The 16,662-nt window shown below is 63.9% G+C and carries 8 protein-coding genes; 4 read left to right on the forward strand and 4 right to left on the reverse strand.

What is annotated here, in order from left to right:
- Positions 1-1,467, reverse strand: coding sequence for a lipid II flippase MurJ (locus KVO92_RS01820; protein ID WP_217473992.1), 1,467 nt, complete (start codon positions 1,465-1,467; stop codon positions 1-3).
- A gap of 283 nt (positions 1,468-1,750) precedes the next feature.
- Here KVO92_RS01820 and KVO92_RS01825 point away from each other — a divergent pair, with 283 nt between their 5' ends.
- The 4 genes from KVO92_RS01825 to KVO92_RS01840 all read left to right on the forward strand — a co-directional run bounded on the left by KVO92_RS01825 (position 1,751) and on the right by KVO92_RS01840 (position 10,788).
- The gene (locus KVO92_RS01825) at positions 1,751-2,995 is read left to right on the forward strand and encodes an MdtA/MuxA family multidrug efflux RND transporter periplasmic adaptor subunit (protein WP_217473993.1); all 1,245 of its coding nucleotides are present in this window, start codon (positions 1,751-1,753) and stop codon (positions 2,993-2,995) included.
- Positions 2,992-6,072 (forward strand): MdtB/MuxB family multidrug efflux RND transporter permease subunit, encoded by a 3,081-nt coding sequence (locus KVO92_RS01830; protein WP_217473994.1) that lies wholly within the window; start codon positions 2,992-2,994, stop codon positions 6,070-6,072. Before KVO92_RS01825 ends, KVO92_RS01830 begins: the two co-directional genes overlap by 4 nt.
- A gap of 151 nt (positions 6,073-6,223) precedes the next feature.
- Positions 6,224-9,328 carry an efflux RND transporter permease subunit gene (locus KVO92_RS01835; RefSeq protein WP_217473995.1) on the forward strand — a complete coding sequence of 1,035 codons (3,105 nt, stop codon included), beginning with the start codon at positions 6,224-6,226 and terminating at the stop codon, positions 9,326-9,328.
- Positions 9,325-10,788 carry an efflux transporter outer membrane subunit gene (locus tag KVO92_RS01840; protein WP_217473996.1) on the forward strand — a complete coding sequence of 488 codons (1,464 nt, stop codon included), beginning with the start codon at positions 9,325-9,327 and terminating at the stop codon, positions 10,786-10,788. Before KVO92_RS01835 ends, KVO92_RS01840 begins: the two co-directional genes overlap by 4 nt.
- A 51-nt stretch (positions 10,789-10,839) precedes the next feature.
- Here the strand turns inward: KVO92_RS01840 and KVO92_RS01845 are convergent, their stop codons facing one another.
- From KVO92_RS01845 to KVO92_RS01855, 3 genes are all read right to left on the reverse strand, one after another.
- Complete coding sequence (locus tag KVO92_RS01845) at positions 10,840-11,835, reverse strand: TRAP transporter substrate-binding protein (protein WP_217473997.1); 996 nt, start codon at positions 11,833-11,835, stop codon at positions 10,840-10,842.
- Positions 11,836-12,039: 204 nt separating this feature from the next.
- On the reverse strand, positions 12,040-13,443 hold the full coding sequence (locus tag KVO92_RS01850) for an efflux transporter outer membrane subunit (RefSeq protein ID WP_217473998.1): 1,404 nt from the start codon (positions 13,441-13,443) through the stop codon (positions 12,040-12,042).
- The gene (locus tag KVO92_RS01855) at positions 13,440-16,610 is read right to left on the reverse strand and encodes an efflux RND transporter permease subunit (protein ID WP_217473999.1); all 3,171 of its coding nucleotides are present in this window, start codon (positions 16,608-16,610) and stop codon (positions 13,440-13,442) included. Before KVO92_RS01855 ends, KVO92_RS01850 begins: the two co-directional genes overlap by 4 nt.
- Between the last annotated feature and the right edge of the window lie 52 nt (positions 16,611-16,662).

Raw genomic sequence — 16,662 nt, forward strand, 5'->3', positions numbered from 1 at the left:
TCAGGCCTTTTTCATCGACCAGTAGGTGGGTTTGAACAGGTCCCTCTCACCGAGCAGCAACACACCTGCCGCAAAGGCCCCGAGTACCAGCAGGATGTACAGGCACAGCTGGAACAGCCCGTGCGGCGTCGGCAGCCAGTGCAGTGCTGCGGCTACCACGGCGGCGGTGGTGATCCAGCGCAGCAGTACGCCCGGCGCCAGACCACGGGGTGATGCGCGGTAGACATACAGCCCCATGAACAGCGCCTGCAGGATGGCGCCGCCGGTGAAGGCCATGGCCAGCCCTTGCGCGCCGTAAGGTCCGTAGAGCAGCGCATCGAGCAGGATGGTGAAGGCGGAGCTGACCAGGGTGACCACCAGGAACAACCGCGACTGATGTTGCGCGAGCAGGGCGCGCCCCCACAGCAGCGCCAGTCCCATGGCCGGAAGCCCGAGCGCATACAGGACCACCAGCGCTGCCGTGGCGTCAGTCTGCGGCGCGCCGAACTGACCGCGTTCCAGCAGTACCGATACGACCGTCTGCGGGAACGAGCAGAGCACCACAGCCGCTGGCACCAGGAACAGCAGGGTGGCCAGCAGACCTTTGCGGATCACGGCGGCATGCTCGGTGAGGTCGTTGTCGCTCCAGCTGGAAACGAAGCGTGGAAAGAGCACCGACAGCACGGACAAGGCATAAAGGGTGAGCGGAATGGTGACGATGCGAAACGCGAAGGACAGCATGGTGATGCTGCCTTCGTCGAGAAAGGACGCGAACATCCGCTCGGCCAGGATGCAACCCTGCTGGGCGCCGGCGGCCAGCAGGACTGGCGCGAACGCGAGGCCGAAGCCGCCTGCGTGTCCGGTCGTCTCGACGGACTTGCCGGTGCGCAGGTAGGCGATGCGTCGGTGCTGTACCAGAATCAGTGCCAGCTGGGGCAGCAACATCCCGATGAAGATCACCATGCCGGTGGGCTGGAACAACAGGATGCCGATGATGGCGCCGGCGTTGAGCAGCACCGTTCGCGTCATCGGTAGAACGAACACCTCATCCATGTTGAGCAGTGCACCCTGACAATACAGGACGGCCTGGACCGCAATGAGCGCCGCGCCGACGCAGAACACGATCTGGCCGGTGGCGACCTGGGCATCGGTCCAGCCAGGCGCCAGCAAGTTGAGAATCCAATAGCTGCCGAGGATAGCCACCGCACTGACGGCCGCTCCCATGAGCATTACTCGCCAGTAGAGCCACCGGCTCACCGCTTCGAACAGGGCTTCGGACTGGCTACGCAGCTTTTGCAGGTACGGGATCATCGCATCGCGCAAGGCGAGGCCGAGGAAGTTCTCGAAGAACATCGGCAGGATCAGTGCGACGAAGATCAGGTCCGCTTCCCAGCTGAGGCCGAAGGCCTTGGCGATGAACAGGTCGCGTAGAAAACCGAGGAGAAAGCTGGCGACAGTCAGCGCCAGAATAACCAGTGATGCGTTCATTCCTTGATCCTGTGCAGACCATTATCGGGTGGCCTGGTCAATAGCGGCATATCGAACAATACGGTGGTTCGACGGAGCAGTTCCGGGGGCTCACGGTCGTCAGCGGCCCGCAGAACGATACATAGACTGAAAGGCTCAAGCATGGTTCCTCGGACCTCGATCGCCGCTTCAGTGCTAGGTTTGGCCTGCGACAACTCCGGATACGTAAAAATGCCGTAAATCCCCTTTGCGAGGGGCGTGCGACTGCTTATGGTTCACGCTCATTTCCAGGCGAACCCCGTTCATGTCCGAGGCAAAGACTTCTTCCACCGGCACCCCGTGGCGCTGGCTGATCATCGGCGGTGTGATCATCGTGATCTTGCTGCTGCTCTGGTGGCTCTGGCCAACCGCTACCGACAAACCACAACGACAGCCAGGAGGACACGCGGCTTTCGGTGCGTTCGGTGGCCCGACGCCGGTGCGCGTCGCCGCAGTCGAGCAGGGGCGGTTCGAGGTGTATGCCAAGGCGCTGGGCACGGTGACGCCACTCAACACCGTGAACGTGCGCAGCCGCGTGGCCGGAGAGCTGGTCGAGGTGCGCTTCGAGGAAGGCCAGCGGGTCAAAGCCGGCGATCTGCTGGCCGTCATCGATCCGCGGCCCTATGAGGTGGCGCTGCAACAGGCCGAAGGGACGCTCAAGCAGAACCGTGCCCTGCTGGAGAACGCGCAGGTGGATCTCAAGCGCTATCGGGGACTGTTCGCCGATGACAGCATTGCCAAGCAGACCCTCGATACTCAGCAGGCGTTGGTCAACCAGTACCAGGGCACACTCGCCGCGAACCAGGCCGCGGTCAACGAGGCCAAGCTGAACCTGCAATTCACCCAGATTCGCGCGCCGATCGATGGCCGCGTCGGTCTGCGCCAGCTGGATCAAGGCAACCTCGTCGCCGCTAACGACACCACGCCGTTGGTTGTCATTACCCAGACCCAGCCCATGGCGATCAGCTTCACCCTGCCCGAAAGCGAGCTGCCGCCGGTTATCTCGCGCTTTCGTCGCGGTGACGAACTGGCGGTGCAGGCCTGGGACCGTGGCGAGCGCGTGCTGCTCGGCGAAGGCGTACTGCAAAGCGTCGACAACCTGATCGACGCCACCACCGGCACGCTGAAAATGAAGGCGCGTTTCGATAACGAGGCGGAGCTGCTGATCCCCAACCAGTTCGTCAACGTCCGCCTGCGTGTGGAAACCCTGGACAACGCCGTTCTGATGCCGTCTGCGGCGTTGCAGTTCGGCGCGCGCGGCAACTACGCCTACGTCGTTGGCGAGGACTCGAAGGTCGAGCTGCGGGTGCTCGAGGTAGGGCCGAGCAATGGCGACAAGACGGTCGTCACCAAGGGCCTGAGCGTCGGCGAACGGATCGTCATGGAAGGCACCGATCGCTTGCGTGACGGCAGCGAGGTCGAAGTGGTGGATCGGCAAACCCTCGCCGAGGAAGCGGCCGCGAATCCGAAGGTCGATACGCAGAGCGCGAAGGAGCGTCCAGCGCGATGAACATCTCGCGGCTGTTCATTCTTCGGCCGGTGGCGACCACCCTGACGATGATTGCGATCCTGCTGGCCGGGCTGATCGCCTATCGCATGCTGCCGGTTTCGGCGTTGCCGCAGGTGGATTACCCGACCATCCGGGTGATGACACTGTATCCCGGGGCCAGCCCGGAGGTGATGACCAGCGCCGTGACCGCGCCGCTGGAGCGCCAGTTCGGGCAGATGCCCGGGCTGACCCAGATGTCCTCGACCAGCTCCGGCGGCGCGTCGGTGATCACCCTGCGGTTCTCGCTCGAGGTCGAGCTGGACGTGGCCGAGCAGGAGGTCCAGGCGGCCATCAATGCCGGCAGCAATCTGCTGCCCAATGACCTCCCAGCGCCGCCGGTGTACAACAAGGTGAACCCGGCGGACACCCCGGTGATGACGCTGGCAATCACCTCGCAAAGCCTGGCGCTGCCGGAACTGCACGACCTGGTCGATACACGCATGGCACAGAAACTGGCGCAGATCAGCGGCGTGGGCATGGTCAGCATCGCCGGTGGTCAGCGACCGGCGGTGCGCATTCGAGTCAATCCGCAAGCGCTCGCGTCCTACGGCTTGTCGCTCGCCGACGTGCGGACCTTGGTGACCAGCTCCAACGTCAACCAGCCCAAAGGCAATTTCGATGGCCCGACACGCGTGTCGATGCTTGACGCCAACGATCAGCTGAAAACGCCCGAGGAATACGCCAATCTCATCTTGGCGTATGAGAACGGGGCGGCGTTGCGCCTGAAGGACGTCGCCCACATCATCGACGGTGCCGAGAACGAGCGCCTGGCCGCCTGGGCCAATCAGAGCCAGGCCGTGCTGCTGAATATCCAGCGTCAACCGGGTGCCAATGTGATCGAGGTGGTCGAGCGCATCAAGGCGCTGCTGCCCGAGGTCACCGCCAGCATGCCGACCGGTCTGGACGTGGTGGTGCTCACCGATCGCACACAGACCATCCGCGCCGCCATCACCGATGTGCAGCACGAGCTGCTGTTGGCCACCTTCCTCGTGGTGATGGTCACCTTCGTGTTTCTCAAGCGCCTGTCGGCGACGATCATCCCCTCGATCGCGGTGCCCTTGTCGCTGATCGGCACCTTCGCGGTTATGCATCTGGCCGGGTTTTCGTTGAACAACCTGACGTTGATGGCGTTGACCATCGCCACTGGTTTCGTGGTCGACGATGCCATCGTGATGCTGGAGAACATCGCTCGCCATGTCGAGGAGGGCGAGACGCCGCTGCAGGCCGCGCTCAAGGGGGCCAAGCAGATCGGCTTCACCTTGATTTCGCTGACGCTGTCGCTGATCGCCGTGCTGATTCCGCTGCTTTTCATGCAGGACGTGGTGGGGCGTCTGTTCCGCGAGTTCGCCATCACCCTGGCGGTCGCCATCCTCATCTCCTTGGTGGTGTCGCTGACGCTGACGCCGATGATGTGCGCCAAGCTGCTCAAGCCCGCCAGCGTGGAGAAATCCCAGCCGGATTGGGTGGAGCGACTCATCAGCGGTTATTCGCGCTGGTTGACCTGGGTGTTGGGGCACCAGGCGCTGACCTTGCTGGTTGCGGTGGTGACCCTTGGGCTGACGGTGGTGCTGTACCTGGCCGTGCCGAAAGGCTTCTTCCCGGTGCAGGACACCGGCGTGATCCAGGGCATCAGCGAGGCGCCGCAATCGATCTCCTTCCGAGCGATGAGCGAGCGGCAGCAGTCATTGTCCCGCGTGATTCTCGCCGATCCGGCAGTGGCCAGCCTGTCATCCTATATCGGTGTCGATGGCGACAACGTGACCCTCAACAGCGGCCGCCTGTTGATCAACCTCAAGCCTCACGCCGAGCGTGACGTCACCGCCAGCCAGGTCATCGACCGGCTGCGCCCGGAGCTGGCGAAACTGCCAGGCATCGAGCTGTACCTGCAGCCGGTGCAGGACCTGTCGATCGAGGATCGGGTCAGCCGTACCCAGTTCCAGTTCAGCCTCGAATCCCCGGATAGCGAGCTGCTGAAGGAGTGGACGCCACGTTTGGTCGCGGCCCTGCGCGAACGCCCCGAGCTGACCGACGTCGCCAGCGACCTGCAGAGCGACGGCCTGCAGATATACCTGGACATCGATCGCGACGCCGCGGCGCGGCTGGGTATCGGCATATCAGCGATCACCGATGCGCTGTACGACGCCTACGGCCAACGCCAGATCTCGACCATCTTTACCCAGGCCAGCCAGTACCGCGTGGTACTCGAGGCGGAGGCGGGCGACCGAATCGGGCCGCAGGCACTGGAGCAGCTGTTCGTACAGAGCGAGGGCGGCACCCCGGTGCGGCTGTCGAGCCTGGCCACGCTGGAGCAACGCAGCGCGCCCTTGTTGATCAATCACATCGGCCAGTTCCCCGCGGTAACGCTGTCATTCAACCTGGCCGAGGGGGTGTCGCTGGGCGAGGCGGTGGAGGTGATCGAAGGCGTTCAGGCCGAGATCGGCCTGCCGGCGGGCATCCAGAGCCGCTTCCAGGGCGCCGCCGAGGCATTCCGCGCATCGCTGTCGAGCACCTTGCTGCTGATCCTGGCGGCGGTGGTGACCATGTACATCGTGCTTGGCGTGCTCTACGAGAGCTACATCCATCCGATCACCATTCTGTCGACGCTGCCGTCGGCCGCGGTCGGCGCCTTGCTCGCGCTGCTGCTGACCGGTAACGACCTGGGCCTGATCGCCATCATCGGCATCATTCTGCTGATCGGTATCGTCAAGAAGAACGCGATCATGATGATCGACTTCGCGCTGGAGGCCGAGCGCCAACAGGGCATGAGCCCACGAGACGCCATTTATCGTGCGGCCTTGCTGCGTTTCCGTCCGATCTTGATGACGACACTGGCGGCCCTGTTCGGTGCGGTTCCGCTGATGCTGGCGTCCGGCTCGGGTGCCGAACTGCGTCAGCCGCTGGGACTGGTGCTGGTCGGTGGGCTGATGCTCAGCCAGCTGCTCACGCTGTTCACCACGCCGGTGATCTACCTGTTCTTCGATCGCTTGGGCAATCGATTTGCCCGAAAGGATGCGGCCGGGCAGGAGGCGCGCGTATGACCGGCAACCGTCGGCCAGCGGCCAGTCGTAGGATGGGTGCAACCCATCAGCGCGGAGTGATGGGTTGCACCCATCCTACGGGCTGTGATCGGCTAGAGCGGGGCTTCGGTCTGGCTTCCGGCTTCCCGCTTCGCGCTTGCGGTTCGCGTCCATGAACCTCTCCGCGCCCTTCATCGCCCGTCCGGTGGCGACCATGCTGCTGAGCCTGGCGATCCTGTTGCTGGGTGGGGTCAGCTTCGGATTGCTGCCGGTATCGCCGCTGCCGAACATGGACTTTCCGGTCATCACCGTACAGGCCAGCTTGCCGGGAGCCAGCCCGGAGATCATGGCCTCCAGCGTGGCGACGCCCCTGGAGCGCTCGCTGGGCAGCATTGCCGGCGTCAGCCAGATGAGTAGCCGCAGCAGTCAGGGCTCGACGCGGATCATCATCCAGTTCGATCTCGAGCGCGATATCAATGGCGCCGCCAGAGATGTGCAAGCGGCGATCAATGCCTCGCGCAACCTGCTGCCCAGCGGTATGCGCAGCATGCCGACCTATCGCAAGATCAATCCGGCCCAGGCGCCGATCATGGTGCTGTCGCTGACCTCCGAGGTGTTGAACAAGGGGCAGCTCTACGACATCGGCTCGACCATTCTGGCGCAGAAGCTTTCCCAGGTGCCGGGGGTCGGCGAGGTGCAGGTCGGCGGCAGTTCGCTGCCCGCAGTGCGTGTAGAGCTGCAGCCGCAGCAGCTGGAGCAGTACGGTGTGTCCCTCGACGAAGTCCGCCAGACCATCGCCTCGGCCAACGTGCGCCGTCCCAAAGGCATGGTTGAAGACGAGGACCGCCACTGGCAGGTACAGGCCAACGACCAGCTGCACGAAGCAGCCGATTATCTGCCGCTGATCATCCGTTATCAGGACGGTGCGGCATTGCGTCTGGGCGACGTGGCGAAGGTTCGCGACGGGGTCGAGGATCGCTACAACGACGGCTTCTTCAACAACGATCGGGCCGTGTTGCTGGTGATCAACCGCCAGGCGGGTGCCAACATCATCGAAACCATCGAGGGCATTCGTAACGAGCTGCCCGCCCTGCAGGCCATCGTCCCCGGCAGCGTCAACATGGCGGTGGCGATGGACCGCTCGCCGGTCATTCGCGCCACGCTGCACGAGGCCGAGCGGACCTTGCTGATCGCGGTGGGCCTGGTCATCGTCCTGGTGTTTCTCTTTCTCGGCCGAGTCCGCACCGCGCTGATTCCTGCCCTGGCGGTGCCGGTCTCGCTGGTCGGCACCTTCGCCGTGATGTACCTGTTCGGCTTTTCGCTCAACGTGCTGTCGCTGATGGCCTTGATCCTGGCCGCCGGCCTGGTGGTGGACGATGCCATCGTGGTGCTGGAAAACATCGCCCGGCATATCGATGACGGCATGCCGCCGATGCGGGCGGCCTACGTCGGGACGCGCGAGGTGGGTTTTACCTTGCTGTCCATGAACCTCTCGCTGGTGGTGGTGTTCGTCTCGATCCTGTTCATGGGCGGGCTCGTCGAGCGTCTGTTCCGCGAGTTTTCCATCACGCTGGCTGCCGCCATCCTGGTCTCGCTACTGGTCTCGCTGACGCTGACACCGATGCTCTGCGCCCGCTGGCTCAAGCCGCACCAGCCCGAGCACGACGGTCGCCTCCATCGCTGGAGCCACGACGCTCACCAGTGGCTGTTGCGGCACTACAACCGGTCCCTCGGCTGGGCGCTACGTCATCACCGCATCACCTTGTTCACGTTGATAGCGACCGTGGGCCTCAACGTTTTTCTGTATATCCAGGTCCCCAAAACCTTCCTTCCGCAGCAGGATACCGGGCAGCTGACCGGTTTCATTCGCGGCGACGACGGCCTTTCGTTTCAGGTCATGCAGCCGAAGATGGAGGCTTTTCGCAAGGCGCTGCTGGCCGATCCGGGTGTTGAAAGCGTGGCCGGCTTCGTCGGCGGGCAGGGCGGGATCAACAACGCCTTCATGATTGTGCGACTCAAGCCGCTGGCTGAGCGCAAGATTTCCGCGCAGAAGGTGATCGAGCGGATTCGCAAGAATCAGCCGAAGGTGCCAGGCGGGCGGATGTTCCTTATGGCCGATCAGGATCTGCAGTTCGGCGGCGGTCGCCAGAGCAGTTCCGCGTACTCCTATAACCTGCTGGCCAGTGATCTGGACGACCTGCGCACCTGGGTGCCGCAAGTTACTCGAGCATTGCAGGCGTTGCCGGAGCTCACCAGCATCGACGCCAATGAAGGCGAGGGCGCACAACAGATCAGCCTGAAGATCGACCGCGACGCGGCCAAACGGCTGGGTATCGACATGAGCACGGTGACCACCCTGCTCAACAATGCCTTCAGCCAGCGGCAGATCTCCACCATCTACGAGTCGCTCAACCAGTACCGGGTGGTGATGGAGATCGACCCGCGTTACGCCCAGCATCCGGAGGTGCTCGAGCAGATCCAGGTGATCACCAGTGACGGTCGCCGCGTACCGCTGTCCGCCTTCGCCCGCTACGAACGCAGCCTGGAAGAGGACCGGGTCAGTCATGACGGGCAGTTCGCCGCCGAGAACATCGACTTCGATCTGGCGCCCGGTGTCAGCCTTGATCAGGCCACGCGGGCGATCGAACGGGCGGTTGCCGCCATTGGCATGCCGAGTGAGGTCCAGGGGCGCTTGGGCGGCACCGGCGATGTCTTCAAGTCCACCCAGGAAAGCCAGCCCCTGATGATTCTGGGCGCTTTGCTGTTGGTCTACATCGTGCTCGGTGTGCTCTACGAGAGTTACATCCACCCGCTGACGATCCTGTCCACGCTGCCCTCGGCCGGAGTCGGCGCCCTGCTTGCCATTATCCTGACGCGCGAGGAGTTCAGCCTGATTTCCCTGTTGGGGCTGTTCCTGCTGATTGGTGTGGTGAAGAAAAACGCGATCCTGATGATCGACCTTGCGCTGCAGTTCGAACGCAACGATGGGCTATCCCCGGCCGAGTCGATTCGTCGGGCCTGTCTGCTGCGTTTTCGCCCCATCCTGATGACCACCATGGCCGCCATGCTCGGTGCACTGCCGCTATTGATAGGTGGGGCCGAGGGTAGCGAGATGCGTCAGCCGCTGGGCCTGACCATCATCGGCGGCTTGATGCTCAGCCAGATACTGACGCTTTACACCACGCCTGTGGTCTACCTGTACCTGGACCGTGCCCGCCATCGGTTCAACCGCTGGCGTGGTGTGCGTACCGACGCTGCACTGGAAAATCCGCTATGAGTTCGTTGTGCTTGAAACACCCACTGCGCCCGTTGGCCCTGCTTGTCGCTGCGTTTTCGCTGGGGGCCTGTACGCTCGGCCCCGATTATCGGCGCCCGGACCTCGCCGTTCCCGTTGAATACAAGCAGGCCGAAGGCTGGAAAACGGCGGCACCCGCCGATGTGTTGCAGCGCGGCGACTGGTGGACGCTGTATGGCGATGCCGAGCTGAATGCGCTGGTCGGGCGGCTGAACCTGTCCAACCAGAACCTCGCAGCGGCCGAGGCTCAGTATCGCCAGGCGCGCGCCCTGGTTCGGGGGGCTCGCTCGCAGCTGTTCCCCACCGTGGGGGCCAGCGCGGGGGCAACCCGTGCCGGGCAGGGCGGTTCGACCGGCTCGGCCGCGCAGGGCGGAACCAGCGCCAGTGGCATCAGTGAGAGTTATAGCCTGGGGCTCGATGCGTCTTGGGAACTCGATGTCTGGGGCCGGTTGCGGCGCAACCTGGAAGCTAATCGCGCCAGCATGCAGGCCAGCGCAGCGGACCTGGCAGCGGTCCGCCTGAGCCTGCAGTCCGAGCTGGTGCAGACCTACCTGCAGCTGCGTGTGATGGATGAGCAACAACGGCTGCTCGACCAGACGGTGGCGGCGTACGCGCGCTCGCTGCGCCTGACGGATAACCAGTATCAGGCGGGCATCGTGCCGAAATCGGATGTCAGCCAGGCACGTGCGCAACTGAAAAGCACCCAGGCGCAGGCCATCGACCTGCGCTGGCAGCGCGCGCAGATGGAGCACGCCATTGCCGTGTTGATAGGCGTGCCGCCTGCGCAACTGAACATCGCCGAGCGTAGCGATATTCCCCGGCTGCCCGAGGTGCCCGTGGCGTTGCCGTCGCAGCTGCTGGAACGCCGTCCGGATATCGCCTCGGCCGAGCGCCAGGTGATGGCGGCCAACGCACAGATCGGCGTGGCCGAGGCGGCCTGGTACCCGGACCTGACCCTCAGCGCCAGCGGCGGTTATCGCAACAGCAGTTTCGGCAACCTGGTCAGCCTGCCCAATCGCTTCTGGTCGCTGGGCCCGCAACTGGCCGTGACACTGCTGGATTTCGGAGGGCGCCGTGCCGACCTGGAGGCGGCCGAGGCCAGCTATGACCAGACCGTGGCCCGCTATCGGCAGACGGTGCTCGACAGCTTCCGCGAGGTCGAGGACAACCTGGTGCAATTGCGGGTACTGGCCGAGGAGGCTGTCGTACAGCGCGAAGCGCTGGAGGCGGCGCAAGAGTCCCTGCGGCTGATCGAAAACCAGTATCGCGCCGGCACGGTCGACTTCCTCAGCGTGGCAACGGTGCAAACCACCGCACTGAACAACGAGAGGACCTACCTGGCGCTACTGGGCGACCGGCTGACGGCCAGCGTGCAGTTGATCGCGGCCTTGGGGGGCGGTTGGGATGCCCAGCAGCTGGGAACCGACGCGGGCCCGCCATAACCACGAGCAAAAAAACCAGGCCGGAGCCTGGTTTTTTGTTGCTGCGCTCGATCAGTGACGCTGCTTGCGATTCACCGTCTGTGCCGCCTTGATGATATCGGCACCAATTACCGGTTCGAACTCTTTCCATACCGGTCGCATGGCTTCCCGCCAGGCTTCGCGCTGTTCCGGGGTGAGTTCGATGATTTCCGAGGTGCCCGCCTTGCGGATGCGCTCGCGGTCGGCCTGGTTGGCTTCCTCGGCGGCGCGGTTCACCTCGTAGGTGACTTCCTCGATGATGCCCTCGAGCTCGGTGCGAATGCGGTGCGGAATACCGAACCAGAAGCGGGTATTGCTGACCAGCATGTAGTCGAGTACGCCGTGATTGGTTTCCGTTATGTAGGGCTGAACGGTGTGCATCTTCTTGCTATAGATGTTCGACCAGGGGTTTTCTGCACCCTGTACCGTGCCGTTCTGCAGAGCCGCAAAGGCTTCGCCGAAAGGAATCTTCTTGGTCGATGCGCCCAACTGCGCGAATTGCGACTCCAACACGCCGGACGGCTGGATGCGGAACGCCAGGCCAGCCGCATCGCTCGGCATGCGTAGCGGTTTGGTGGCGGACAGCTGCTTCATGCCGTTGTGCCAATACGCCAGCCCGGTGATGTTTTCCTGCTCCATCGAACGCAGCAGTTGGCGGCCCTTGGCGCGCTTCTGAAAACGATTGACAGCTTCCAGGTCGTCGAACAGGAACGGCAGATCGAAGACCTGCACCTGCTTGGTGTACTTCTCGAACTTGGCCAGCGAAGGTGCCAGCAGTTGCACTTCGTTGTTGCTCAGCGCGTCAAGTTCGTTGTTGTCGCCGAACAGGGTCGAGTTGGGATAAACCTCAACGGTGACCTGACCGGGTAGACGCTCTTCCACCAGGCGCTTGAACAGCAGGGCACCCTTGCCCTTGGGCGTGTCTTCGGCGACGACGTGAGAGAACTTGATGACGATCGGCTCGGCCTCGACGGCAGTGGCCGTCAGTGCCAGCAGCAGACCGACAAGGGTGATGATCGGCTTGAACATTGAGAGGCTCTTTATTGTGGTTGGTTGGCATTTGGCCCGGCTACGGACCGGATTAGAGCTGCAACGGGACGTTATGCCAAATTAGCCGAACCACCTAAAGCGCTGTCTCGCAAAATTCATGATCAGGTGAACAAGAACGGGCACGGATCACACTTTACCCGCCGAGGGCGTCGCCGCGCGGTGCGGCAACGCCGTACGCCAGGCTCAGCGGCTGGCCAGTTGCCAACCGCCGCCCAGCGCCTTGTACACGGAGACGATCCCACGGTAGAGATCGACCTCGGCCACGGCCTGGGCATCCTCGGCGGCGAGACGCTCGCGTTCGGCATCGAGCAGCACCAGGAAGTCGACGGTCCCTTCGCGATAGCGGATCTGCGCCTGTTGCGCGGCGGCGCGACTGGCATTGGACTGACGCACCAGTGACAGCAGGCGCTCCTGGGCTCGGGCGTAATCACTGAAGGCGTTTTCCGATTCCTCCAACGCGAGCAGAACCTGCTGCTCGTAATTCGCCAAGGCGCCTTCGGCATCCGCTTCGGCACCGCGCAGTCGGGCTCTGACGCTACCCATGTCGAACGCCGCCCAGCTGATGCTCGGTGCCACGCCCCAGGCCTGCGCTGCGCTCGATCCAATCTGCGAGCCACGGCCGGCGATGAAGCCGAGGAAGCCTGACAGACTCACCCGTGGGAACAGATCAGCCGTCACCACGCCGACATTGGCGGTAGCGGCCGCCAGCTGGCGTTCGGCGGCGAGAATGTCCGGCCGGCGGCGCAGCAGTTCGCCGGGATCGCCGATCGGCAATGCCTTGGCAATCGCCGGCAGCTCACGAGGCGACAGATCGACACTGAGTTGATCCGGACGTTGGCCGAGGAGGGTGGCGATACGATTGCGCGCACGCGTCTGGGTCGCTTGCAGCTGCGGCAGGCTCGCTTCCGTGGAGGCCAGCCGGGCATCGGCGCGCAGTACATCCAGCTCATTGCCCATGCCGGCGTCGCGCAGTTGCTCGGTCAATTCATGCGACTCGCGCTGGTTGTCGAGGTTCTCCCGGGCGATACGCTCGCGCAGCTGAGCGCCACGCAGCTGGCCATAGGCATCGACCAGCTCGGCGATCAGGCTGACCTGCAGCTGATAGAGCTCGGCTTCAGCGGCCTCGCTTTGCGCCTCGCTGGCTTCGATGCGGCGCTGGATACGACCGAACAGATCCAGCTCCCAGGCCATGTCCAGGCCCAGGTCATAACGCTCGATGTTGCTGCGCTCCTCGCTGGTGCCTGGCTGCTGCGCCTTGCCGTACTCGGCAGAGGCCCCGGCGGTTACCGTCGGGAAACGATCATTGGCGGCGTCGTCACGGATCGATCGCGCCGCGCGTAACCGGGCAAAGGCGATGCGCAATTCACGGTTCTCCGCCAGCGCCTCGCCAACCAGTGCGTCCAGGGTCGGGTCGTCGAACTGACGCCACCAGGCGGACTCGAAGCGCGAGCGGTCGAAACTTGCTGCCTGGGCACGCTCGATCTTGGCCGGCGCCGTTTCCGGCGTCCGGTAATCCGGGCCGACGGCGCAGGCGCTCAAGGCGATGACCGCGGCAAGCAGCAACGGAGCAGTAATGACAGCCTTCATGCATGGGCCTCCTTGAGTGCCGCTTTTTTCTCCGTACGCCGTTCGACGAAGGCGCGAATCACCAGGTAGAACACCGGGGTCAGCAGCAGGCCGAAGAAGGTCACGCCGAGCATCCCGCTGAATACCGCGACGCCCATGGCATGGCGCATCTCGGCGCCTGCGCCGGACGACAGCACCAGCGGCACCACGCCCATGATGAAGGCGAAGCTGGTCATCAGGATCGGCCGCAGCCGCAACCGGCAGGCCTCCAGCACGGCGGCCAGGCGAGTCATGCCTTCCTCCTGTTTGTCCTTGGCGAATTCGACGATCAGAATCGCGTTCTTGCACGCCAGGCCGACCAGCACGATCAGGCCGATCTGGGTAAAGACGTTGTTGTCGCCACCGGACAGGATCACCCCGGTGATCGCCGAGAGCAGCGTCATGGGCACGATCAGGATCACCGCCAACGGCAGGCTCCAGCTCTCGTACTGCGCAGCCAGCACCAGGAAGGCCAGCAATACGCAGAGCGGGAAGACGAACACAGCCGTGTTACCAGCCAGGATCTGCTGGTAGGTCAGTTCGGTCCATTCGTAGCTCATGCCGTTGGGCAGCTCGGCCTTCAACAGGCGCTCCATCGCCGCTTCCGCCTGACCGGAGCTGTAGCCGGGGGCGGCCGCGCCGTTGATTTCAGCGGTGAGGAAGCCGTTGTAATGCATCACTCGGTCGGGGCCTGCGCTGTCAGTGACTTTGACGAAGGTCGACAGCGGCACCATCTCGCCCCGGTTGTTGCGCACTTTCAGCTGGCCGATCTGCTCCGGCGCCAGACGGAACTTCTGATCGGCCTGGACGTTGACCTGATAGGTACGGCCGAAGCGGTTGAAGTCGTTGGCGTACAGCGAGCCGAGGTAGACCTGCATGGTGTCGAAGATCTCGTCGATCGCCACGCCGTGGGTCTTGGCTTTCTCGCGGTCGATGTCGGCGTCCACCTGCGGCACGTTGACCTGATAGCTGGTGAACAGGCCGGCCAGCTCGGGATAGTCGGCGCTCTTGGCGAGCACGTTCTGCACCTGTTTGTAGAGCTCCTCGTAACCGAGGTTGCCGCGATCCTGCACCTGCACGCGGAAGCCGCCGATGGTGCCAAGCCCCTGCACGGGAGGCGGTGGGAAGATCGCGAGGTAAGCCTCCTGGATGCTCGCAAACTGGCCGTTCAGGTCACCGGCGATGGCCCCAGCCGACATGTTCGCGTCTTGGCGCTCGTCGAAGTCCTTCAGCGTAACGAAGACGATGCCGCTGTTGGGGCTGTTGGTGAAGCCATTGATCGACAAGCCCGGGAAGGCGACGGTATTCGCCACGCCAGGGTGCTTGCCGGCGATTTCCGACATCTGTTTGATCACGTCCTCGGTACGATCGAGGGTGGCGGCGTCGGGCAGCTGGGCAAAGGCAACCAGGTACTGCTTGTCCTGCGGTGGCACGAAGCCGGTCGGCGTGTTGGCAAAGCCCATGTAACCGAGGGCGACCAGTCCGACGTAGACCACCAGCGCAATGCCGCTACCCCGCAGGATGCGGCGGACCGCCCCGACGTAGCCGTGACTGGCCCGCTCGAACACGCGGTTGAACGGACCGAACAGCCAGCCGCCGAACAGTTTGTCGAGCAGGCGGGAAAAGCCGTCCTTGGGCGCGTCGTGGGCCTTGAGCAGGACTGCGGCCAGCGCTGGCGACAGGGTCAGCGAGTTGAACGCCGAGATCACCGTGGAAATGGCGATGGTCAGGGCGAACTGTTGGTAGAACTGGCCGGTCAGGCCGGAAATGAACGCGGTGGGGACGAACACCGCACAGAGCACCAGCGCCGTGGCGATGATCGGCCCGGTGACTTCCTTCATGGCCTGTTTGGTCGCTTCGACCGGTGTCTTGCCGAGGCCGATGTTGCGCTCGACGTTCTCCACCACGACGATGGCGTCGTCCACCACGATACCGATCGCCAGCACCAGCCCGAACAACGACAGCGCATTGAGCGAGAAACCGAGCATGTGCATCACGGCGAAGGTGCCGATCAGCGACACCGGCACGGCCGCCAGCGGGATGATCGAGGCGCGCCAGGTCTGCAGGAACAGGATCACCACCAGCACCACCAGCACCAGGGCTTCGAGCAAGGTGTGTACCACTGCCTCGATGGAGCCGCGTACGAAGATGGTCGGGTCGTAGACGATCTCGTAATCCACGCCTTCGGGGAAATCCTTCTTCAGTTCGGCCATGCGCGCACGCACCGCATCGGAGATCGCGATGGCATTGGAGCCGGGGCGCTGGAACACCGGGATGGCCACGGCCGGCTGGTTATTCAGCAGCGAACGTAGGGCGTACTGGCTGGACCCCAGCTCGACGCGGGCGATGTCGCGCAGGCGGGTGATCGAGCCGTCTTCGCCGGCACGGATGATGATGTTTTCGAATTCCTCCTCGCTGACGAGGCGGCCTTGGGTATTGATCGACAGCTGGAAGTCGGTCGCACCCGGTGCGGGTGGCGCGCCCAGCGAGCCGGCCGCTACCTGGCGGTTCTGTTCGCGAATCGCATTGACCACGTCGCTTGCGGTGAGGTTGCGCGAAGCGACCTTGTTCGGATCCAGCCAGACGCGCAGGGAGTAGTCGCCCATGCCGAACAGTTGCACATCGCCGATGCCGTCCAGGCGCGCCAGCTCGTCCTTGACGTTGAGCGCGGCATAGTTGGACAGATAGAGCATGTCGTAACGCTCATCCGGTGAGGTCAGGTGCACCACCATGGTGAGGTCCGGCGAGGCCTTGTCCACCGTCACGCCGAGCCGCTGCACCTCGGTGGGCAGGGTCGGCATGGTGCGGGTCACGCGGTTCTGCACCTGTACCTGGGCGTTGTCCAGATCGGTGCCCAGGGCGAAGGTGATGGTCAGGGTCAGTTTGCCGTCAGCGGTCGCCTGGGACGACATGTAGAGCATGCCCTCGACGCCGGTGATGGCCTGTTCGAGCGGCGAGGCGACGGTTTCACCGATCACCTTGGGGTTGGCTCCGGGGAAGTTGGCCCGCACCACGACGGTGGGCGGAACCACTTCGGGGTATTCGCTGATGGGCAGCTGGAACAGCGAGATGGCGCCGCCGATGAGGATGATCATCGACAGTACCGCGGCGAAGATCGGCCGCTGAATGAAGAATTGCGAGAAATTCATGACGCACTCCGGGGGAGAGGGTGCGCATCACGCACCCTGACGGAATCGGATT

The organism is Stutzerimonas stutzeri, assembly GCF_019090095.1.
Lineage (GTDB): Bacteria > Pseudomonadota > Gammaproteobacteria > Pseudomonadales > Pseudomonadaceae > Stutzerimonas > Stutzerimonas stutzeri_AN.

What these genes read in the sequence shown, in the direction of transcription:
- KVO92_RS01840 (WP_217473996.1), top strand. Translation starts at nt 9,325, where the DNA reads ATGAGTTCGTTGTGCTTGAAACACCCACTGCGCCCGTTGGCCCTGCTT.
- KVO92_RS01820 (WP_217473992.1), bottom strand. Translation starts at nt 1,467, where the DNA reads ATGAACGCATCACTGGTTATTCTGGCGCTGACTGTCGCCAGCTTTCTC.
- KVO92_RS01845 (WP_217473997.1), bottom strand. Translation starts at nt 11,835, where the DNA reads ATGTTCAAGCCGATCATCACCCTTGTCGGTCTGCTGCTGGCACTGACG.
- KVO92_RS01835 (WP_217473995.1), top strand. Translation starts at nt 6,224, where the DNA reads ATGAACCTCTCCGCGCCCTTCATCGCCCGTCCGGTGGCGACCATGCTG.
- KVO92_RS01855 (WP_217473999.1), bottom strand. Translation starts at nt 16,610, where the DNA reads ATGAATTTCTCGCAATTCTTCATTCAGCGGCCGATCTTCGCCGCGGTA.
- KVO92_RS01830 (WP_217473994.1), top strand. Translation starts at nt 2,992, where the DNA reads ATGAACATCTCGCGGCTGTTCATTCTTCGGCCGGTGGCGACCACCCTG.
- KVO92_RS01850 (WP_217473998.1), bottom strand. Translation starts at nt 13,443, where the DNA reads ATGAAGGCTGTCATTACTGCTCCGTTGCTGCTTGCCGCGGTCATCGCC.
- KVO92_RS01825 (WP_217473993.1), top strand. Translation starts at nt 1,751, where the DNA reads ATGTCCGAGGCAAAGACTTCTTCCACCGGCACCCCGTGGCGCTGGCTG.